This is a genomic window from Streptomyces flaveolus, assembly GCF_014648815.1.
Taxonomy (GTDB): domain Bacteria; phylum Actinomycetota; class Actinomycetes; order Streptomycetales; family Streptomycetaceae; genus Streptomyces; species Streptomyces flaveolus.
This window is the reverse complement of record NZ_BMRV01000002.1, coordinates 590,361-610,527: the sequence shown is the minus strand read 5'-3', so window position 1 is coordinate 610,527 and position 20,167 is coordinate 590,361. Positions and strand designations below refer to the sequence as shown.

At 74.2% G+C, this 20,167-nt stretch carries 16 protein-coding genes; 11 read left to right on the top strand and 5 right to left on the bottom strand.

Going from position 1 to position 20,167, the window contains the following annotated elements:
- Positions 1-29 precede the first annotated feature (29 nt).
- The 6 genes from IEZ05_RS06680 (at position 30) to sucD (ending at position 8,657) form a co-directional block, all read left to right on the top strand.
- On the top strand, positions 30-2,441 hold the full coding sequence (locus IEZ05_RS06680; protein ID WP_189229068.1) for a DUF5682 family protein: 2,412 nt from the start codon (positions 30-32) through the stop codon (positions 2,439-2,441).
- Positions 2,438-3,607 carry a vWA domain-containing protein gene (locus IEZ05_RS06675; RefSeq protein WP_189229067.1) on the top strand — a complete coding sequence of 390 codons (1,170 nt, stop codon included), beginning with the start codon at positions 2,438-2,440 and terminating at the stop codon, positions 3,605-3,607. Before IEZ05_RS06680 ends, IEZ05_RS06675 begins: the two co-directional genes overlap by 4 nt.
- 140 nt (positions 3,608-3,747) lie before the next feature.
- Entirely contained in the window at positions 3,748-4,704 is a 957-nt protein-coding gene (locus IEZ05_RS06670; protein WP_189229066.1) for a hypothetical protein, read from the top strand.
- 234 nt (positions 4,705-4,938) lie between these two features.
- A complete protein-coding gene (locus IEZ05_RS06665; RefSeq protein ID WP_189229065.1) occupies positions 4,939-6,006 on the top strand; it encodes a hypothetical protein in 1,068 nt (355 codons plus the stop codon).
- A 556-nt stretch (positions 6,007-6,562) separates the two neighbouring features.
- Positions 6,563-7,744, top strand: a complete 1,182-nt coding sequence (sucC, locus tag IEZ05_RS06660) for an ADP-forming succinate--CoA ligase subunit beta (protein WP_189229064.1) — start codon at positions 6,563-6,565, stop codon at positions 7,742-7,744.
- Positions 7,745-7,772: 28 nt separating this feature from the next.
- The gene (gene sucD / locus IEZ05_RS06655) at positions 7,773-8,657 is read left to right on the top strand and encodes a succinate--CoA ligase subunit alpha (protein WP_189229063.1); all 885 of its coding nucleotides are present in this window, start codon (positions 7,773-7,775) and stop codon (positions 8,655-8,657) included.
- Between the two features lie 116 nt (positions 8,658-8,773).
- Here sucD and IEZ05_RS06650 read toward each other — a convergent pair whose 3' ends face one another.
- Positions 8,774-9,883, bottom strand: coding sequence for a helix-turn-helix domain-containing protein (locus IEZ05_RS06650; RefSeq protein ID WP_189229062.1), 1,110 nt, complete (start codon positions 9,881-9,883; stop codon positions 8,774-8,776).
- Between the two features lie 96 nt (positions 9,884-9,979).
- Here IEZ05_RS06650 and IEZ05_RS06645 point away from each other — a divergent pair, with 96 nt between their 5' ends.
- Entirely contained in the window at positions 9,980-11,611 is a 1,632-nt protein-coding gene (locus IEZ05_RS06645) for a cell division protein PerM (protein ID WP_189229061.1), read from the top strand.
- A gap of 160 nt (positions 11,612-11,771) precedes the next feature.
- On the opposite strand, the gene IEZ05_RS06640 is transcribed toward IEZ05_RS06645, so the two are convergent.
- The gene (locus IEZ05_RS06640; protein WP_189229060.1) at positions 11,772-12,560 is read right to left on the bottom strand and encodes a hypothetical protein; all 789 of its coding nucleotides are present in this window, start codon (positions 12,558-12,560) and stop codon (positions 11,772-11,774) included.
- A gap of 307 nt (positions 12,561-12,867) precedes the next feature.
- Between IEZ05_RS06640 and purN the strand changes: the two genes are divergently transcribed.
- Together purN and purH are read left to right on the top strand one after the other, a co-directional pair.
- Entirely contained in the window at positions 12,868-13,506 is a 639-nt protein-coding gene (purN, locus tag IEZ05_RS06635; protein WP_189229059.1) for a phosphoribosylglycinamide formyltransferase, read from the top strand.
- Positions 13,503-15,074, top strand: a complete 1,572-nt coding sequence (purH, locus tag IEZ05_RS06630; RefSeq protein WP_189229058.1) for a bifunctional phosphoribosylaminoimidazolecarboxamide formyltransferase/IMP cyclohydrolase — start codon at positions 13,503-13,505, stop codon at positions 15,072-15,074. Before purN ends, purH begins: the two co-directional genes overlap by 4 nt.
- A 121-nt stretch (positions 15,075-15,195) precedes the next feature.
- Here purH and IEZ05_RS06625 read toward each other — a convergent pair whose 3' ends face one another.
- From IEZ05_RS06625 to IEZ05_RS06615, 3 genes are all read right to left on the bottom strand, one after another.
- On the bottom strand, positions 15,196-16,773 hold the full coding sequence (locus IEZ05_RS06625) for a protein kinase domain-containing protein (protein ID WP_189229057.1): 1,578 nt from the start codon (positions 16,771-16,773) through the stop codon (positions 15,196-15,198).
- Positions 16,770-17,522 carry an FHA domain-containing protein gene (locus tag IEZ05_RS06620; protein ID WP_189229056.1) on the bottom strand — a complete coding sequence of 251 codons (753 nt, stop codon included), beginning with the start codon at positions 17,520-17,522 and terminating at the stop codon, positions 16,770-16,772. The genes IEZ05_RS06625 and IEZ05_RS06620 overlap by 4 nt, the downstream gene beginning before the upstream one ends.
- 132 nt (positions 17,523-17,654) lie before the next feature.
- Positions 17,655-18,302, bottom strand: coding sequence for a hypothetical protein (locus tag IEZ05_RS06615; RefSeq protein ID WP_189229055.1), 648 nt, complete (start codon positions 18,300-18,302; stop codon positions 17,655-17,657).
- A 295-nt stretch (positions 18,303-18,597) separates the two neighbouring features.
- Between IEZ05_RS06615 and IEZ05_RS06610 the strand changes: the two genes are divergently transcribed.
- Positions 18,598-19,452: a bifunctional methylenetetrahydrofolate dehydrogenase/methenyltetrahydrofolate cyclohydrolase gene (locus IEZ05_RS06610; protein WP_189229054.1), complete on the top strand. Its 855-nt coding sequence runs from the start codon at positions 18,598-18,600 to the stop codon at positions 19,450-19,452.
- Complete coding sequence (locus tag IEZ05_RS06605; protein ID WP_229869586.1) at positions 19,442-19,993, top strand: DUF3017 domain-containing protein; 552 nt, start codon at positions 19,442-19,444, stop codon at positions 19,991-19,993. The genes IEZ05_RS06610 and IEZ05_RS06605 overlap by 11 nt, the downstream gene beginning before the upstream one ends.
- Positions 19,994-20,167: the final 174 nt, after the last annotated feature.

Here is a 20,167-nt window from a genome sequence, read left to right as displayed (position 1 = left end):
GTCCTGGTCCAGGCGGCGAGGGGGACGGCGTGACGGGCACTGACAGGGCAGCCGGGTGGAAGCCCGGGGACGGGCCGCTGCTGCTCGGCGTGCGCCATCACGGGCCCGGTTCGGCGCGGGCGGTCCGGGCGGCGCTGGAGGCCGCCCGGCCGGGGGTCGTGCTGATCGAGGGCCCGCCCGAGGCCGACGCCCTCGTTCCGCTGGCCGCCGACGAGGACATGCGGCCGCCGGTCGCCCTGCTCGCCCATGCCGTGGACGAACCCGGGCGCTCGGTGTTCTGGCCGCTCGCCGAGTTCTCCCCGGAGTGGGTGGCCGTCCGCTGGGCCCTGGAGCACGACGTACCGGCCCGCTTCATCGACCTCCCGGCCACCCACACGCTGGCGTGGGACGCCCCCGGGAGCGAGTCGGCGGACACGAGCCCGGAGGAGGGGGAGCAGCGCCCGGAGGCAGGGGCCACGGGGGAGATCGGCCCGGGGGAGGAGCGCCATCCGGAGGGCGGCGCCGACGTCCGGGTCGATCCGCTGGCCGTGCTCGCGGAGGCCGCCGGCTACGACGACCCGGAGCGCTGGTGGGAGGACGTCGTCGAGCACCGGGGCGCCGGAGAGGGGGACGCGTTCGCGCCGTTCACCGCACTGGAAGAGGCCATGGGGGCGCTGCGGGAGACGGAGCGGGACGGCGGGCGCGACCGGGACCTGGTCCGGGAGGCGTACATGCGGCTCCAGGTGCGGGCCGCGCGGCGCGAGTTCGCGGCGGGCGTGGCCGTGGTGTGCGGGGCCTGGCACGTGCCCGCGCTGCGCCGCAGGACCACCGTCGCCGCCGACCGGGCCCTGTTGAAGGGGCTGCCCAAGACCAAGACCGACATGACCTGGGTGCCCTGGACCCACCGCCGGCTGTCCCGGGCCAGTGGATACGGGGCGGGCATCGACTCGCCCGGCTGGTACGGGCATCTGTTCAGTGCCCCCGACCGGCCCGTCGAACGCTGGCTGACCAGGGTGGCCGGACTGCTGCGGGAGGAGGGCCGGACCGTCTCCTCGGCGCACGTCATCGAGGCGGTACGGCTGGCCGAGACCCTCGCGGTGATGCGCGGCCGCCCGCTGCCCGGGCTGAGCGAGACGACGGACGCCGTACGGGCGGTGATGTGCGAGGGCTCGGACGTGCCGCTGGCCCTGGTGCACGACCGGCTGGTCGTCGGGGACGTGCTGGGAAAGGTGCCGGCGGGGGCGCCCGCGGTGCCGTTGCAGCGCGACCTCGCGGGGATCCAGCGACGGCTGCGGCTCAAACCGGAGGCGCGGGAGCGGGAGCTGGAGCTCGACCTGCGCAAGGAGACCGACGCCGGCCGGAGCAGACTGCTGCACCGGCTGCGGCTGCTCGGCATCGGATGGGGTGAGCCGGCCGGTTCGCGGGGCAGCACGGGCACGTTCCGGGAGACCTGGCGGCTGCGGTGGGAGCCCGAGCTGTCCGTGCGGGTGGCCGAGGCCGGGGTGTGGGGCACGACCGTGCTCGCCGCCGCGACCGCCAAGGCCGAGGCGGACGCCGTGACCGCCCAAGGGCTCGCCGAGGTCACCGCGCTCGCCGAGCGCTGCCTGCCGGCCGGACTGCCGGACGCGCTCCCCACGGTGATGCGGGTCCTCACCGACCGGGCCGCGCTCGACACCGACGTCGGCCACCTCGCCCAGGCCCTGCCCGCCCTCGTCCGCGCGCTGCGCTACGGCGACGTCCGTGGCACCGACACCGGTGCGCTGACCGAGGTCGCCGCGGGGATCGCCGAGCGGGTCTTCGTCGGCCTCCCGGCGGCCTGTGCCGCGCTGGACGCCGACGCCGCCGAGGAGATGCGGCGTCACGTGGACGCCGTGCACGGAGCGGTGGGCCTGCTCGGCGACGACCCCGCACCCGGCCACGGCGACCTGCGGCCCCGCTGGCAGGTGGTGCTGCGGGCGCTGTCCGCGCGGGACACCGTGGCCGGCGTCGTCCGGGGCCGCGCCGTACGGCTCCTGCTGGACGACGGCGCTCTGGCGCCGGACGAGGCGGCGCGGCAGATGGCGCTCGTGCTCTCACCGGGGACACCACCGGCGGACGCGGCGGCCTGGATCGAGGGCTTCGTCGGAGGCGGCTCCGGGGGAGGGATGCTCCTCGTCCACGACGAGCGGCTGCTCGCCCTGGTCGACGCCTGGCTGACCGGCGTACCGGCGGACGCGTTCACGGACGTGCTGCCGCTGCTGCGACGCACCTTCTCGGCCTACGAACCGGGGGTGCGCCGCACCCTCGGTGAGCTGGTCCGGCGCGGACCGGAGGGGCGCGATGCCGTGACGACGGCCGGCTCGGCCGTACCCGGCTTCTCCGCCGTGCTCGACACCGCACGCGCGGACGCCGTGCTGCCGGTGGTCCGCCTCCTGCTCGGCCTGGAGGCGGAGGACGACGATCTCGTGGGGGTGGACGCATGACGACCGAGCGTGTCGGGACGGACCCGGCGGGGGAGCGGTTGCGGCGGTGGCGGCTCGTGCTCGGCGGTGACACGGCCGACGGCACCGGATGCGCGCTGTCCGGACGGGACGCCGCGATGGACGGGGCCCTCACCGCGCTCTACGGCAAGAGCGGCAGACCGGGGGAGCGGCGGGACCGTTCGGCGGGGCTCGGGGCTTCCGCCCCGTCCGTGGCGCGCTGGCTGGGGGACATACGGACCTACTTCCCGTCCTCCGTGGTCCAGGTCATGCAGCGGGACGCCATCGACCGGCTGGGCCTCGCCTCCCTGCTGCTGGAGCCGGAGATGCTCGAGGCCGTGGAGGCCGACGTCCACCTCGTCGGCACGCTGCTGTCCCTCAACAAGGCGATGCCGGAGGAGACGAAGGAGACGGCCCGGGCCGTCGTCCGCAAGGTCGTCGAGGACCTGGAGAAGCGGCTCGCCACCCGCACCCGGGCCACCCTCACCGGCGCACTCGACCGCAGCGCACGGATCGGCCGGCCCCGCCACCACGACATCGACTGGAACCGCACCATCGCGGCCAACCTCAAGCACTACCTGCCCGAGTACCGGACCGTGGTCCCGGAGCGGCTGGTCGGCTACGGGCGGGCGTCGCGGTCGGTGAAGAAGGAGGTCATCCTCTGCATCGACCAGTCGGGGTCGATGGCGGCGTCCGTCGTCCACGCCTCCGTGTTCGGGGCGGTACTGGCCTCCATGCGGTCGATCGACACCCGGCTGGTCGTCTTCGACACCGCGGTCGTCGACCTCACCGATCAGCTCGACGATCCGGTGGACGTGCTCTTCGGCGTGCAGCTGGGCGGCGGCACGGACATCAACCGGGCGCTGGCCTACTGCCAGTCGCAGATCAGCCGGCCCGCGGAGACGGTGGTCGTGCTGATCAGCGACCTGTACGAGGGAGGCATCCGCGACGAGATGCTCAAGCGGGTCGCGGCGATGAAGGCGGCGGGGGTGCAGTTCGTGACGCTGCTGGCCCTGTCCGACGAGGGGGCGCCCGCGTACGACCGGGAGCACGCGGCGGCGCTCGCCGCGCTGGACACCCCGGCCTTCGCCTGCACGCCGGATCTCTTCCCGGAGGTGATGGCGGCGGCGATCGAGAGACGGCCGCTGCCGATACCGGACGCCGGGTGAGGATGTGTCGATGTACGGTGGCTCGTTTCCGTGCGGCAAAACGGACATGACTACCCATCGGTAACGGGGAGCTTGCGCAACCTCCGGAGTCCCGTGCGAGGATCGCGCGTCCGTTCGCCGCACCGGAGGAAACTCCCTTGATGCCGTCAGCCGCCCTGCCCGGAGCCGCTCTGCGCGTGATGCGCACGGCGGCCGGGTGGCGTGCGCTGCGCCTGGCGCTGCTGGTGGGCGGGTTGTTCCTGCTGGGTGTGGTCTGCGGGGAGCGGGCGCAGGCGGCCGAGGGCGTGCCGTCGGTGCCGGAGGCCGTGGGCAGGATGCCGGCCATCGTTCCGGTCGAGCTCGCGCAGGCGTCTCCCGCTGTCGAGGTGCCTCCCGCCGGTCCGGCGGTGCGGGACGTCCTCCGCCCGGTGACCGGTCACGTCGTCCGCACGGTGACGGACGTGGTCGTGCGGCCGGTCGGTGACGTGGTGGCAGCGGTGACCGAGGAGCTCGGGGCGGCCGTGCCGGCCGAGGTGCCGCCGCTGGAGGCGTTGCCGCAGCCGTCGCCCTCCCTGCCCCCGGTCCCCTCGTCGCCGCCGCTGTCGACGCTGCCGGACGTCTCCGGCCTGCCCGACGGCCCCGACCTGCCCGAACCGCCCGTGCGGCTGATCCCGGGCGACCAGGAACCGGACCCCGCGACCGCGCCGCCGACCACTCCGGACGCCGACGCCGACGCCGACGCTGGCGTCACCGAAGCCGACGGCGCAGACGCCCGGGATGCCTCCGACGGCCCGGCAGACGCGGCGATCGTCACGGTCGCGTACGGGCCGGGGCTCGACGGGGACGACGGGACCCGCTTCACGGCGCACGACGACGCCCGAGACGTCACCTCGGGGCCCACCGTCCACAGCCCGGCCCACCAGGCGCCCACCGGCGGCGCCGACGGTGCGCTCGGCGCCGGCGCGGGCGCCGACGGCGGCGCGCCGCGTCACGGCGACGCCCACGCGATCGCCCCGCACCACCAGGTACCGGTCCGGCTCGTGCCCGGCGCCGTCGCACACGCCGACGTGCCCGAGCCCCGGGAGCGGTACCGGGACATTCCCGTCTCTCCGGCCTAGGACAGGCGCCGCCGCCCTCCCTCCGCCGCGGATCTGCCGCGCGGGCGTGGAGAGCCCGCCCGTCCGTCCGGGACGCCTTCCCCTGGCCCGGACGGAAGCCGCCGGAGCCGTACGCACCCGAAGCCGTGGGTCGCCGGTCGTGAGCCGTCCGTGCTCGACGACGCGACCGCGGTGGAGCGTCACCGGCCCGGCACCGGACATGTCCCCCAGTCTTCCGAAGGACCTGACGTACCCATGAACAAGAACATCCGCCGTTCCCTCGTCATCGCCGCCGGCGTCTCCGGCGCCTGGGCACTGGGCTCGGCCGTGGCCGGCGCGGAGGAGCTGCCCGCCGCCCCCGTGTCCGTACCGGACGTGCCGCAGACCGCCGCGGACACGACCGCCGACGCCACGGAGGCCGTGGCCGCGACGGCCGACGACATCGCCACGGTCCGGCAGGACGTCGCCGCCCCGGCCGCCGGTGTCACCGCCGGGCCGGACCGCACGGTCCAGGGCGACGACGACGTCGACTACCTCTTCGGCCCGCTCTCCGCCTTCGCGCCCGAGCTGGAGCAGGCCCGGGCGCAGGCCCCGGCCGCCGCGCGGGAGACGGTCGACGCGGTCGCCCCGCCGGTCGCCGAGCGTGCCGTGACCGGCGCGGTGCCGGTCGCCGAGCGTGCCGTGGCCGGGGTCGTCCCGGTCATGGAAGGCGTCGTCGCGGACGTGCCGCCGTACGCCACCGGCCTGCTCGGCCAGGCCACCGGCGACACCAGGGACGCCGTGCTGCCGCCGGTCGCGAACACCGCCGTGGACGGGGTCGTGCCCGTCGCCGGTCAGGCCGTGCGGGACGCCGGCGGGCTGGCGTACGGCGCCGCGGGCGACGTGCGGCACCTCGCGGCCGGGGTCGTGGAGGAGGTGCCGCCGTTCGCGTACGGGACGACGGGGCAGGCCGGCCTGCTCGCCGAGGGGGTCGTGGGCGAGGTGCCGCCGTTCACGGCGGGCGTCACCGACGCCGTGCGGCCCGTGATCGAGGCCGTCACGGACACCGTCCGGCCTCTCGTGCGGGGCGTCGGCGGCAGCGCCGCACAGCTGGCGTACGGCGTCGGGGGCCAGGCGGCGCCCTTCGCCGAGGGGGTGGCCGGTGAGGTCGCCCCGTTCGCCGACGGCGTCGCCGGGCGGGCCGCGCCCGTCGGGTACGGCGTGGCGGGCGAGGCCGGTGCGCTGACCGGCCACGCCGTCACCGGTGCCGACGGGCTCGCCGAGTCGCTCACCCCGGGCTACGCGCAGGGCGCGTACCGGGTGGCCGCCCCGCACCGCCTCTGACCGACCCCGGCCCGCCCCGCGCCCCGACCGGTGAGCGGACGCCCCCACGCCCCCGGCGGCGCGGCGGCGAACGGCGTCGGGGCGGGCAAGAGACTCCGTGAGGGCCTCAGGCCCCGGACGGACGGCCGAAAGCCGTCGGCACCCGTCCGGCCGAAACCCTGCGGACGGTGCCGGTCGGTCCCCATTGGGGTGGGGATCAGCCGGCCCGCCCTCCGAGGGGCCGCACCCGTGCGGCCCCTCGGAGGAGCACCACGGACCTCACCGGGTCAACCCCAACCCGGTGAGGTCCCTCACCCCTGGCAGGTCCGGCCCCTTTGCACCCCTCACATCCGGCACCCCGTGCCAGTGAGGGCGGCATCATGTGACAGGTATCACCGCTCAGGTGTGACCCTCGATTTAGGGACCCCCCGCAAGCGGCGATAACCTGCGAGACGGACATGCCGCGCGCTCGGTCACCGTGTGCGCCCCCCTTGTGACACAGCGGACGTCACGTTGCCCTTCGCGGCACGCCCACGCATCCAACGAACCGCGAGATCACTGATAGGGACGGAAGCGCGTGGACCTGTTCGAGTACCAGGCGAGGGACCTCTTCGCCAAGCACGATGTACCGGTGCTGGCCGGTGAAGTCATCGACACGCCTGAGGCGGCGCGCGAGATCACCGAGCGTCTGGGCGGCAAGTCCGTCGTCAAGGCTCAGGTGAAGGTCGGTGGCCGCGGCAAGGCCGGTGGCGTGAAGCTCGCCGCCACCCCGGACGAGGCCGTCGCCCGGGCGACGGACATCCTCGGCATGGACATCAAGGGCCACACGGTCCACAAGGTGATGATCGCCGAGACCGCTCCGGAGATCGTCGAGGAGTACTACGTCTCCTTCCTCCTCGACCGTGCCAACCGCACGTTCCTCTCCATCGCCTCCGTCGAGGGCGGCATGGAGATCGAGGAGGTGGCCGCCACCCGTCCGGAGGCCGTCGCCAAGACCCCGATCGACGCCATCGACGGTGTGACGCCGGAGAAGGCGCGCGAGATCGTCGAGGCCGCGAAGTTCCCGGCCGAGGTCGCCGACAAGGTCGTCAACGTCCTGGTCAAGCTGTGGGACACCTTCATCAAGGAGGACGCCCTCCTGGTCGAGGTCAACCCGCTGGCCAAGGTCGCCTCGGGCGAGGTCCTCGCCCTGGACGGCAAGGTGTCGCTCGACGACAACGCCGAGTTCCGTCACCCCGACTTCGAGGCCCTCCACGACAAGGCCGCGGCCAACCCGCTCGAGGCCGCTGCCAAGGAGAAGAACCTCAACTACGTCAAGCTCGACGGTGAGGTCGGCATCATCGGCAACGGCGCGGGTCTCGTCATGAGCACCCTGGACGTCGTCGCGTACGCCGGTGAGAAGCACGGCAACGTGAAGCCCGCCAACTTCCTGGACATCGGTGGCGGTGCCTCCGCCCAGGTCATGGCGAACGGCCTGGAGATCATCCTCGGCGACCCGGACGTCAAGTCCGTCTTCGTCAACGTCTTCGGCGGCATCACCGCCTGCGACGAGGTCGCCAACGGCATCGTCCAGGCGCTGAAGCTCCTGGAGGACCGCGGCGAGAAGGTCGAGAAGCCGCTCGTCGTCCGCCTCGACGGCAACAACGCCGAGCTGGGCCGCAAGATCCTCACCGACGCCAACCACCCGCTGGTCCAGCGCGTCGACACCATGGACGGCGCGGCCGACAAGGCCGCCGAGCTGGCCCACGCCGCCAAGTAAGCACTTAGGACGAGGACACCAACACACCATGGCTATCTGGCTCAACAAGGACAGCAAGGTCATCGTCCAGGGCATGACCGGCGCCACCGGCATGAAGCACACCAAGCTCATGCTCGGCGACGGCACCAACGTCGTGGGCGGCGTCAACCCGCGCAAGGCGGGTCAGTCCGTGGACTTCGACGGCACCGAGGTACCGGTCTTCGGCACCGTCAAGGAGGCCATCGAGAAGACCGGCGCGAACGTCTCCGTCATCTTCGTGCCGGAGAAGTTCACCAAGGACGCGGTCGTCGAGGCCATCGACGCGGAGATCCCGCTGGCCGTCGTGATCACCGAGGGCATCGCCGTGCACGACTCGGCGTCGTTCTGGGCGTACGCCGGCAAGAAGGGCAACAAGACCCGGATCATCGGCCCGAACTGCCCCGGCATCATCACCCCGGGCCAGTCGAACGTCGGCATCATCCCGGGCGACATCACGAAGCCGGGCCGCATCGGCCTGGTCTCGAAGTCCGGCACGCTGACGTACCAGATGATGTACGAGCTGCGTGACATCGGCTTCTCGACCGCCGTCGGCATCGGTGGCGACCCGATCATCGGCACCACGCACATCGACGCGCTCGCCGCGTTCGAGGCCGACCCCGAGACCGACCTGATCGTCATGATCGGCGAGATCGGTGGCGACGCCGAGGAGCGGGCCGCGGACTTCATCGCGAAGAACGTGACCAAGCCGGTCGTCGGCTACGTCGCGGGCTTCACCGCGCCCGAGGGCAAGACCATGGGCCACGCCGGCGCCATCGTCTCCGGTTCTTCTGGCACCGCACAGGCCAAGAAGGAGGCCCTGGAGGCCGCCGGCGTCAAGGTCGGCAAGACGCCGACCGAGACGGCGAAGCTCGCCCGCGAGATCCTCGCCGGCTGAGCGACCCGCACCACACGAGTGGGCCCGCTCCCGCACGGGGGGCGGGCCCACTCGCGTTCCGGCGGCCCTCCCGCTCACCCGGCCCACCCGGCCCACCCACTCACCCGGCCCCCCGCTCACCCGGTTCTCGGCACCAGCCGCTCCGGCCCGTCCTGGAGCTCGTCGCGCAGCTTCTGACGCAGCTCCAGCTCCTCGTCCGACAGCGCGCCCGGCGCCACCCTGGGCGGTACGCCGCCCACCGCCTCACCCCGGGGCACGGGCGGCTCGTAGTGGGTCGGAGCCGTGCGCAGCGTCAGGGCCGTGGTCCCGATCAGGGTGACCGTGAAGGCGATCGCGGCCCGCGTCCAGAATCGCGCCCGGCGTTCGCTGCCCGCCCGCACCGTCGGCGGCCGGGACGCCCGCAGACGCTCGGTGGACGCCAGCTCGGCCAGCCGGCGGTGCAGTACCTCGGGGTCGCCCAGCTCGGGCAGCCGGTCGGCGACGGCCTCACGGGCGCGCATCAGCCGGCCGGCCGCCGCCGGGGTGCTCGCCTCCGTCTCCGCGGCCGTCTCGGGCAGGTCGAGGCCGACGCCGTCGTACAGCAGGAGCGTGCGGCGGTGCGGCGGGGGGAGCTTCAGCAGGGCCTTCAGCAGGGTGCGGTCGGCGGGATCGGCGGGCGGCGGTTCCGGCTGCCGGTGGCGCCGCCGGAACCGGTGCCACGGTGAGAGGGCGTACTCGTACGCCGTCGCGCGCACCCAGCCCACCGGGTCCCGGTCCCTGGCCACCTCGGGCCAGTGCTCCCAGGCGAGTTGGAAGGCCCGCTCCACCGACTCGCGCGCCAGCTCGCGGCGACCCGTCAGCAGGTACGCCTGGCGTACGAGGGCGGGGGCGCCGAACTCGTACAACGCGTCGAAGGCCTGAGCGGGCGTCAACGCGGGCGGCGGCGCCGTCTTCGCCGGTCCGCCACCGACGGCCACGACCACGGGCACGGACTTCGGCGCCGGTTCGGGTACGGGTTCCGGCTGCGGCTGTCCGGCCGGCGACGCGTCGGCCAGGGTGCCCAGCAGCTTCGCGTACGCGTCCCGTTTCCGGCCGCGCGGAGTCTCGCGGCCGCTCTCCCACGCGGCGACCGTCTCGCGGGTGACACCCACCCGCTCGGCGACCTGATCCTGCGTCAGCGTGGCGGTCACCCGCACGCGTCGGCGCACCTCGGGAGGAGGGAGCGGGGGTGCGGGGCTCCGCTTCACAGGACACCCCTCCGTACGAAAAGGTACATAAACGTATATTGAGCGACACAACGGTGCTTCGCTCGTTACGCCGCGAAAGCGCGTGTCGTTGGGAGCATGGCGGGCGTGATCCAGACGACCGCTCGCCGAGCCCCGTTGTCCCTGCTCCGCACCCGGTGGCACGACCGGGCGCCCGGAATGGCCGCCGGCCTCCTGGGCGGCGCGTTCGCCGCGGGCCTCGGGCTGGCCGCGGTCGCCGTGCTCGTGACGCTGCTGTGGATCAGCTCGCCGTACCCCGTCCGCGGTCCCGGCGACGCCCTGCACGTCGCCGCCGCGCTGTGGGTGCTGGCGCACGGCGCCGAGCTGATCCGCACCGACACGCTCTCCGGCGTCCCCGCGCCCATGGGCGTCACGCCTCTGCTGCTGCTCGTGCCGCCCGTGTGGCTGGTGCACCGGGCGGCCCGGGACGCCACGGACCCGGGGGACGGCGTGGGGGTGGCCGTGGGGGCGGGCGCGAAGGCGGGTGTCGGTGTGCGCGTGGGCGGGGCCGGGGGACGGGGCGACGGGCCGCACCCCCTCTCCGCGCGCCTCGCCTGGGCCGGGGTCGTCGTCGGCTACCTCGGCGTCGCCACGCCCGTCGTGCTGTACGCGGCGGGCGGCGAACTGCGGCCCTCCCCGGGCTGGACCGCGGTGTGCCTGCCGCTGGTCACCATGGCGGCGGCGGGTGCGGGCGCGTGGACGGCGTTCGGCCGTCCCGGCGGTCCGGTGGGGCGGGCGCTGCGCGTGCTGCCCCGGAACCTGCGGGAGCTGCTCGTGCTGCCGGACGCGCGCCTGGGCGCCGCGACGCGCGCCGCCGCCGCGGGGGTGACGGTGCTCGTCGGGGGCGGAGCGCTGCTGCTCGTGACCTCGCTGGTGTGGCACGGGGGCGCCGCGCGCGGGGCCTTCCTGCGGCTGAGCGAGGGGTGGTCGGGGCAGTTCGCCGTGCTGCTGCTCTGTCTGACGCTGGTGCCGAACGCGGCCGTCTGGGCGGCGGCGTACGGCCTCGGGCCGGGTTTCGTGCTCGGCGCCGGGCATGTGGTGGGGCCCCTGTCCTCCTCCGCCGCTCCGCTGCTGCCGCCGTTCCCGCTGCTGGCGGCGGTGCCGGCCGCGGGGCCCGGTACGCCGCTGCACTGGGCGGCGGGAGCGGTGCCGTTGGCGGCCGGGGTGGCGGTGGGGTGGTTCACGGCGCGGGTCGCCGCGGTGGGGGGCGGGGCGGTGGGATTCGCCACGACGCAGTTCGTCACGGTGGCGTCCGCCACGACGGGGGTGCGGCGGGAGGCGGCCGGGGAGCGGCGTGGGGGCGCGGTCGAGCCGTGGGACGTGCGGCGGACCGTCGTCGCGGTGTGGGTGGCCGCGCTGTTGTGCGGGGGGCTGGTCGCGCTGTTGGCCGCGTGGGCCGGTGGGCCGCTCGGGGGTGCGGGGCTGGCGCGGTTCGGGCCGGTGTGGTGGCAGGCCGGGGGTGCGATGGTGGCGTGGGTGACGGTGGTGGGGGCGCCGGTGGCCGTGGTGGGGCGGTGGTGGTTGCGGCGGGGGGACGGGACGCGATGTGTGCGTGCCGGTGCCGGGTCCGGCCGGGGGCGGTGGGGGTGGGTGCGGATGCCTTCTGTGGGGGAGTGGTGGGGGCGTGGTGCGGGGCGGTCGTCGGGGGGTGGGGAGGCGTACGATCTGCTGCCCGTCGACGCTGCGGGGAAGCCGCCGCGAGGGCACTGAGCGGCGGGGCCCCGTGTCCGTCCGTGGAGCTTTCTTCGCCCCCGCCGCCCCTTCCCTCCCCGTCCCTGGGGGCTGCGCCCCCAGACCCCCCTTCGGCCTGGACGGCCTCGTCCCCGAACGCCGGACGGGCTGAAGCGCCGGGCGGGCTGGTCAGGCGCGGTCAGTCTTCCGTGCCCAGGACTCCGCGCAGGTGTTCCGGGAGCAGCTTGCTGCAGGTCTGTTCGGCCTCGTTGGTCAAGGCGTCGTTCTGGCAGGTGTAGTAGTCGCTGTAGACCAGCTGCGCGGTGAACGACGCGGCGACGAAGAGGACGGCCAGGGAGGACGTGACCAGGCCGCTGATCGCGGCGGTCCGCTGGGGGCGGGCGTCCTGGGGAGCGGCCGGGGCCGGGTTGTCCGGGTCGGTGGCGGTGCGGGGCTTGGCACGCAGGGAGCTGATGCCCCAGTACAGAGCGAGGGCGCCGAGCAGCAGGGCCACGTACGACCAGCTGAAGAGCGCGAAGAACAGGGCCCACATGCCGCACAGGAGGGCATAGCGGGCGCGCCGCTGGGCGGGGTCCGTCGGGTCCCAGCGCGGGCTCCCGCCGCCGCCCGGGCTCTCGGGGCCGGAGCCGCCGGGCCGCTCGCCGAAGCCGCCGGAGGAACGGCCGGGCTGGCGGTCGCTCCACTGGCGGCCCCACGGGGAGCGCCCGCCGTCGCCCTGCGGGCCCTGCGAGCCGTCGCCGCCCGACGGGTGCCGCGGCTGCCAGGGGCGGTCCGGGGAGCCCTCCGGGGGCGGGGCGAACGGGTTGTCGTCCTGGGGAGTGCCGCCGCCCTGCTCGTCGCCGTTCTTCCGGTCCGATGAGGAGTCGGGCGGCGTGGAGGGACGTTCCCGCAGCAACACGGCGCTGCGCTGGTCTGGCTGCGCCGACTGCTGGGGGAGCGTGAGCAGTCGCAGGCTGCGGTCCGGCATCAAGTGAGCGTCTTCCCCTTGGCGATAACGAACTGGCGACAACGGAGTGGAGGGCCCGAACGGGGCGGCACGACTGGTGAACGCGTGGCACGCGGGTCCCGTTCCCGGTCCGGCTCCACGCAGACGCTACCTGTCGGCCGCGCCCCCGTCCCGAGGGGGCCGTCCGGTGTGCCGGTATCGTTGCTGACGGTCGGCCGCTTCGTAGACTTCCCCGTATCCCGGGGCGCGAAGCATTCGTAGGACTGTACAAACCGGCGAATGCGGGAGCCGACCGCACAGACCCGCTCCCCCGAGAAAGGCCCCCACCGTGGCCGCCAAGCCCGTGGACCGGCGAGCCAAGCGCCTCGTCGTGCTGGTCTCCGGATCCGGTACCAATCTGCAGGCGCTCCTCGACGAGATCGCCGCCACCGGCGTCGAGGCCTACGGAGCCGAGATCGTCGCGGTCGGCGCCGACCGCGACGGCATCGAGGGCCTCGCGCGCGCCGAGCGCGCCGGGCTGCCGACCTTCGTGCGCAAGGTCAAGGACTACGGGACGCGCCAGGAGTGGGACGCGGCGCTCGCCGAGGCCGTCGCCGCCCACGAGCCGGACCTCGTCGTCTCGGCCGGGTTCATGAAGATCGTGGGGAAGGAGTTCCTCGCGCGGTTCGGCGGGCGGTTCGTCAACACCCACCCCGCCCTCCTCCCCAGCTTCCCGGGAGCCCACGGTGTGCGGGACGCGCTCGCGTACGGCGCCAGGGTCACCGGCTGCACCGTCCACTTCGTCGACGACGGCGTCGACACCGGGCCGATCATCGCGCAGGGCGTGGTGGAGATCCGGGACGAGGACGACGAGAGCGCTCTGCACGAGCGCATCAAGGAAGTCGAGCGAAGGCTGCTCGTCGATGTCGTGGGGCGTCTCGCCCGCAACGGCTATCGCATTGAGGGACGAAAGGTAGTTATCCAGTGACCGCCACCGCCGAGAGCAACAAGCGGGCCATCCGTCGCGCGCTCGTCAGCGTCTACGACAAGACCGGGCTCGAGGAGCTCGCCCGCGGGCTCCACGAGGCCGGCGTCGAACTCGTCTCCACCGGGTCCACCGCCGGCCGCATCTCCGCCGCCGGCGTCCCCGTCACCAAGGTCGAGGAGCTGACCGGCTTCCCCGAGTGCCTGGACGGCCGGGTCAAGACGCTGCACCCGAAGGTGCACGCCGGCATCCTCGCCGACCTGCGCCTGGAGAGCCACCGCCGGCAGCTCGGCGAGCTGGGCGTGGAGCCGTTCGACCTGGTCGTGGTGAACCTGTACCCGTTCCGCGAGACCGTCGCCTCGGGCGCCACCGCCGACGAGTGCGTCGAGCAGATCGACATCGGCGGCCCGTCGATGGTGCGCGCCGCCGCCAAGAACCACCCGTCCGTCGCGGTCGTCACCAGCCCGGCCCGGTACGCCGACGTGCTCTCCGCGGTGAAGGACGGCGGCTTCGACCTGGCCGCCCGCAAGCGCCTGGCCGCCGAGGCGTTCCAGCACACCGCCGCGTACGACGTGGCCGTCGCCTCCTGGTTCGCCGCCGACTACGCCCCGGTCGACGAGTCGCGGTTCCCCGACTTCCTCGGCGCCACCTACGAGCGCGCCCACACCCTGCGCTACGGCGAGAACCCGCACCAGCCGGCCGCGCTCTACACCTCCCCCGAGGGCGGCGGCCTCGCGCAGGCCGAGCAGCTGCACGGCAAGGAGATGTCGTACAACAACTACACGGACACGGACGCCGCCCGCCGTGCCGCGTACGACCACGACGAGCCCTGCGTCGCGATCATCAAGCACGCCAACCCGTGCGGCATCGCCGTCGGCGCGGACGTCGCCGAGGCGCACCGCAAGGCGCACGCCTGCGACCCGCTGTCCGCCTTCGGCGGCGTGATCGCGGTCAACCGTCCGGTCTCCAGGGAGATGGCCGAGCAGGTCGCCGAGATCTTCACCGAGGTCATCGTCGCGCCGGACTACGAGGACGGCGCGCTCGAAGCCCTCACCAAGAAGAAGAACATCCGCGTGCTGCGCGCCCCCGAGGCCCCCGCGGCCCCGGTCGAGGTCAAGCCCATCGACGGCGGCGCCCTCCTCCAGGTCACCGACCGCCTCCAGGCCGACGGCGACGACCCGGCCACCTGGACCCTCGCGACCGGCGAGGCGCTCTCCGAGGCGGAACTGGCCGAGCTGGCCTTCGCCTGGAAGGCGTGCCGGGCGGTCAAGTCCAACGCGATCCTCCTCGCCAAGGACGGCGCCTCGGTGGGCGTCGGCATGGGCCAGGTCAACCGTGTCGACTCCGCGAAGCTCGCGGTCGAGCGCGCGGGCGCCGAGCGCGCGCAGGGCGCGTACGCCGCCTCCGACGCCTTCTTCCCCTTCCCGGACGGCCTGGAGATCCTCACCGCGGCCGGCGTGAAGGCCGTGGTCCAGCCCGGCGGCTCGGTCCGCGACGAGCTGGTCGTCGAGGCCGCGAAGAAGGCCGGCGTGACGATGTACTTCACCGGGACGCGGCACTTCTTCCACTGATCCGGGCGGTACCGCACATCGGAAGCGGGCCTCCGGCTCTCCCCCGAGGGAGCCGGAGGCCCGCTCCGTGCGTTCACCGTGCCGGGCGCCGGGCGACCGGGCCACCTCGGACCTCACAGGGTCACCGCGCGCCGGGAGGCGTGTACTCCTCGAGGTAGTGGGTGACGCGGTCGGCGTAGTCGCGGTACCGCGGGGGAACCCCGCCCGCGTCGTTCACCTTGTCGTACGACGTCCGGTAGGCGGCGGCCACCAGCACCCGGCGGTCGCCCGGCAGACCGGCGTCCAGCCGGGGCGAGATCCAGCACAGGTACCTGCCCATCGCCGGGATCGACTCGGCGGGCGGGAAGGGCGGCTCGGGCACGGTCTCGCCGGGCGTGCCGTCGGCGTTCATCCACCAGCGCAGCACGCTCGGGGTCCAGCGGGCGATGCCGTACTCGTTCTTGGCGGGGTCGGAGAGGGCGGGGTCGAAGTCGCTCTCCACCTTGAGCATCGCCGCGATGAGGGCCGGGGTGACCTCGTCGCGGTCGCAGTCGTGGGCCGTCTCGACGATCAGCAGGCGGTAGGCGGGCGGCACACCCCGGTCGGTGCGGAGCTCGGCCGCGCCGTAGGACGCGGCGGCCACGGTGGTGGTGCCCCCGTGACCCGGGGCGCCGGAACCCCGGCCGGACGGGTCCGGGCCGCCGTCGGCGAGGGTACCGATGCCGTAGCCGAGCACGGCGAGCGCGACGACCCCCGCGGCCGACGCGGCGAGCACCGCCCGCCGGGGCCGCCCACGGAACCGGCGCACGGCCCCCGCCGCACCGCCCGCCCCGCCCGTGGCCGCCGCCACGCGGCGCAGCAGCGTGTCCGTGCCGACGCGCCCGGCGTGCGTACGGGTGAGGCAGTCCCGCACGATGTCCCGCCAGGCGTCCGGCAGGCCGGGCGACAGGCGCAGCTCGTCCGTGCCGCGGGCGTAGGCGACGGCGGCGTCGCGGCGGGCGGTCGGGGTGCCGCCGGGCAGCGGGAAGGCGCCGGTGAGGACCAGGTGGGCCAGGACGCCGAAGGCCCACACGTCGGCGGACGGGCGGATCCGGCGGCCCCGTTCGCCGATCTCGGACCACAGCAGCTCGGGCGGCGTGTAGTCGGGCGTGGAGAAGGCGGGCGTGTAGGCGTGGGTGCCCTCCAGCTCGGCGGCCATGTTGAAGTCGGCGAGCCGGACCGAACCGTCGGCCATCAGCAGCACGTTGGCCGGTTTCAGGTCCCCGTGCACCCAGCCCGCCCGGTGCAGCTGGGCCAGCCCCGCGCAGACCTGCGCCAGCAGCGCGGGCCCGTCCGGCGGGCGGGGCGTCGCGGCCAGCCGGGTGGCGAGGGACCCCTCGGCCCGCTCCAGCACCAGCACGGTGGCGCCGTCGAGCCGGGGGCGGGCCGGGTCGTCGACGGTGAGGGTCTCGTACATCCGGATCAGCCGGGGCTGCCGCAGTCGCCGCAGCAACTGGACCTCGCGCTCGACCAGTTCGCGAAGGTGGGCGAGCTGACGCGGGGTGCCCGTGCCGGTGGGCAGGAACTTCAGGGCGGCCGTGCGGGGCAGGCCGCCGCCCGCGTCGCCGGTGCGGCGGGCGGCGTACACGCTGCCGAAGGCCCCCGTCGCGATCGGCTCGCGCACCTCCCAGACGCCCACCCGGTACCCCCTGGGCACGGGCACGGCGTACGGCTCGGTCACCGCAGCGGCCGTTCGGACGGTGCCGTGAGGACCACCAGGTCGTCCTCGCGGACCAGGTCGAAGCGGAGCGCCAGCGAGACCAGCGACTCCTTCTTGCCGTTCAGCCGCGGACCCGGCTCGGCCGTCTCCGGGCCCGGCTTGAGGCGCAGCTTCACGGCCAGGTAGTCGATGTTCCACTGCACCGACGTACGGGAGGCGGCCGGCCAGGTCGGGCGCAGCCGCTCGACGACCTGGTCCATGGTGGGCAGCGGCGCGTGCGGCGTACCCCGCAGCCGGGGCTCGCACAGGGCGGCCAGGACCGCGAAGTACCGCTTGGTGCGGTCCACGGAGAAGGCCGGGGCGGTCGGCTCGCCGTCGGCGCCTGCCTCGTCGCGCAGGTAGTCGTGGCGCGGCGCCCACACCTCGACGGGCAGCAGATCGCCCGCGGCGGGCAGCACGATCCGCGAGAACTCGAACGGCACCGGCGCGTCCAGCCGCCCCGGCGCCACCTTGATGTGCTCGCCCGCGCCCTCCGGGTTCTCCACCACGTACGTCTGGTGGGACGACAGGTTGCTCAGCGTCCAGAAGGTGCCGTGGGCGGTGATCTCACCCGCTCTGCGGGACACCCCGTCGTGCCCGATCAGCAGGCCGCCCTCGGGTACGGACCGCCCGAAGGCGAGCCGTTCGCCGGGGGCGAGCCGGAACTGGGCGCGGCTGCGGTCGCGTTCGTCCTCCGTGGTCGGCGGAGGTACCACGATGATGCTGTACAAGGTGCGTCTCCCCGTGCCTGACGGCTACCCGGCCAGACTAGGGCGACGCACCAGGGCCGTGTCTCCCCTCGTACGGGTGAGACACGGCCCTTGGAAGTGATTGGCGCGAACTGTTCAGTCGCCGCGGGGTGTTCAGTAGCGCGGGCGGCTGAACCAGGCCGTGCCGCTGGAGACCACCGGGGCGGCGGTGATGATGGCGCCGAAGACGACCCACAGCAGCGGGAAGATGATCGCCGTGGCGAGGCCGGAGTCGAGACCGATGAACAGGCCTATGAGCCCGACGATCGTGCCGAGCGCGCCGTAGACCACGGTCGTGATCCGGATGCCCTGGCCGCCCTTGCCGAACCTGACGCCGAGCGTGATGGACAGTGCCGCGAGACCGAACGCGATCAGGGCGATCACCACGAGCACGCCGGCCGCGATGTCACCGCCGTCGCTGATCGAGCTGAACGGGTCGTCGGAGGAGGAGCTCAGGTCGTCGGCCGCGTCGGAGACGTCGTTGGCGATGGCGGCGACGTACAGCCAGCCGAGGCCGGCGATGATCTGGACGGCCGAGATGATGAAGAGGAAGACCCGGGCCGTCACCAGCAGCCCCGGCATCGACTGCGGCAGCATCTGGTTCCCGCCCGGATAGCCCGGGTACATCGGCTGCTGCGGGAAGCCGTAGCCCTGCTGGGGAGCGGCGGGCGGCTGCTGCGGGAAGCCGTAACCCGGCTGGGGCGGTGCGGGCGGCTGTGCGGGCGGGGGCCCGTAGGGATTGTTCGGGTCGCCGAAACTCATGGCGGTCCTTCCTCCGATGTGCTCCATGTGCGGGGACGCGCGGCACGGCTCGGAGGAATTTCTACAGATGGTTGCGGTTCGTCCCCCCGGTACTGCCCGCGGCACTGTGCTGCCCCATCGTTCTCGACCGTCACGGGGTTGTCCAGCCGGATTCGCCAGGTGTTGTGCAAGTGCAACATCGCTGATCATGACCGGAAACGGCGGGACCCGCCCCGGCCTGCCCGGGGGGTCCCGGTCGGTGCCCGCACGGCGGCCGGATTGGAACAGGGGGCCGGTCATCCGCGAGGATGGGGGCATGACCGCCCAGATTCTCGATGGCAAGGCCACCGCAGCCGCGATCAAGTCCGAACTGGCCGCCCGCGTGGCGGCGCTGAAGGAGAAGGGCGTCACGCCCGGCCTCGGCACCGTCCTGGTCGGTGACGACCCCGGCAGCCAGAAGTACGTCGCGGGCAAGCACCGCGACTGCGCCCAGGTCGGCATCGCCTCCATCCAGCGTGAACTGCCCGGCACGGCGACGCAGGAGGAGATCGAGGCGGTCGTCCGTGAACTGAACGAGGACCCGGCCTGCACCGGCTACATCGTCCAGCTGCCGCTGCCCAAGGGCATCGACGAGAACCGCATCCTCGAACTGATGGACCCGGACAAGGACGCCGACGGCCTCCACCCCATGAACCTCGGCCGTCTCGTGCTGAACGAGCCGGCGCCGCTGCCCTGCACCCCCAACGGCATCCTCACCCTCCTGCGCCGCTACGGCGTGGAGATCAAGGGCGCCGAGGTCGTGGTCGTCGGCCGCGGCGTCACCATCGGCCGCCCGATGCCGCTGCTGCTCACCCGCCGCAGCGAGAACGCCACCGTGACCCAGTGCCACACCGGCACCCGTGACCTGTCCGCCCACCTCAAGCGCGCGGACATCATCGTCGCCGCGGCCGGCTCCCCGCACCTGGTCCGCCCCGAGGACGTCAAGCCCGGCGCGGCCGTCCTCGACGTCGGCGTCTCGCGCAACGCCGAGGGCAAGATCCTCGGCGACGTCCACCCGGACGTGGCCGAGGTGGCCGCCTGGATCTCCCCGAATCCCGGCGGCGTCGGCCCGATGACCAGGGCCCAGCTGCTCGTCAACGTGGTCGAGGCGGCGGAGCGCAGTGCCGGCTGAGGGGCGGAGCGCGGTGCCGGCCGAGGGCAAGAAGGGGACCGAGGGCGACGACGGGCGTCCGGACGACGGCCGCCCGGACGAGGAGCGCCCGGAGGACGAGCTCACCGTCCGGGATCCCGTCAGCGCGCCCGACGCCGAGGGCAGACCGCGGCGCGCCACCCGGCGCTTCCCGCTCTTCACGCGGGACACCGCGCGCCCCGAGGGCGGCGGCCGGGCCGCGCCCCGTGACGCCCCGGCGCCCGCCCGGCAGTGGCCGGTGCTCACGGTGGTGACCCTCGTCGGGATCGGCCTGCTGATGACCGCGCTGGACGTCTTCCGCTGGGGCACGCTGCTGATCGGCGTCGCGCTGCTGGTCGGCGCCGTCCTGCGCTGGGCGGTGCCCGACGTCGGCATGCTCGCGGTGCGCTCGCGCTTCACGGACATCGTCACGTACGCCGTGCTGGGGCTCTGCATCTCCCTGCTGGCGCTGATGGCGCAGCCGAAGCCGGTGCTGCAGATCCCCTTCCTGAAGGACACGCTGCACTTCACGGTCAGCCAGTAACCGGCCCGCGTACGGCGGCCCGTCCTCCACCCCCGTGGGAGAACGGGCCGCCGCCGCGACCAACCCTCCTGCACGCGGAACGCCCTGTTCAACGCCTGACGGGTCGCTGTGGCACGGAAGTGACCGTTCCGCTACGGAGTCCGTGAATGGCGGGGTCGGTGTGCCGGGCGTGAC

Bases quoted from the DNA above. Each gene is read 5' to 3' on its own strand.
- IEZ05_RS06675 (WP_189229067.1), top strand. From the start codon at position 2,438: ATGACGACCGAGCGTGTCGGGACGGACCCGGCGGGGGAGCGGTTGCGG.
- IEZ05_RS06670 (WP_189229066.1), top strand. From the start codon at position 3,748: ATGCCGTCAGCCGCCCTGCCCGGAGCCGCTCTGCGCGTGATGCGCACG.
- IEZ05_RS06665 (WP_189229065.1), top strand. From the start codon at position 4,939: ATGAACAAGAACATCCGCCGTTCCCTCGTCATCGCCGCCGGCGTCTCC.
- sucD (WP_189229063.1), top strand. From the start codon at position 7,773: ATGGCTATCTGGCTCAACAAGGACAGCAAGGTCATCGTCCAGGGCATG.
- IEZ05_RS06645 (WP_189229061.1), top strand. From the start codon at position 9,980: ATGGCGGGCGTGATCCAGACGACCGCTCGCCGAGCCCCGTTGTCCCTG.
- IEZ05_RS06640 (WP_189229060.1), bottom strand. From the start codon at position 12,560: ATGCCGGACCGCAGCCTGCGACTGCTCACGCTCCCCCAGCAGTCGGCG.
- IEZ05_RS06615 (WP_189229055.1), bottom strand. From the start codon at position 18,302: ATGAGTTTCGGCGACCCGAACAATCCCTACGGGCCCCCGCCCGCACAG.
- IEZ05_RS06610 (WP_189229054.1), top strand. From the start codon at position 18,598: ATGACCGCCCAGATTCTCGATGGCAAGGCCACCGCAGCCGCGATCAAG.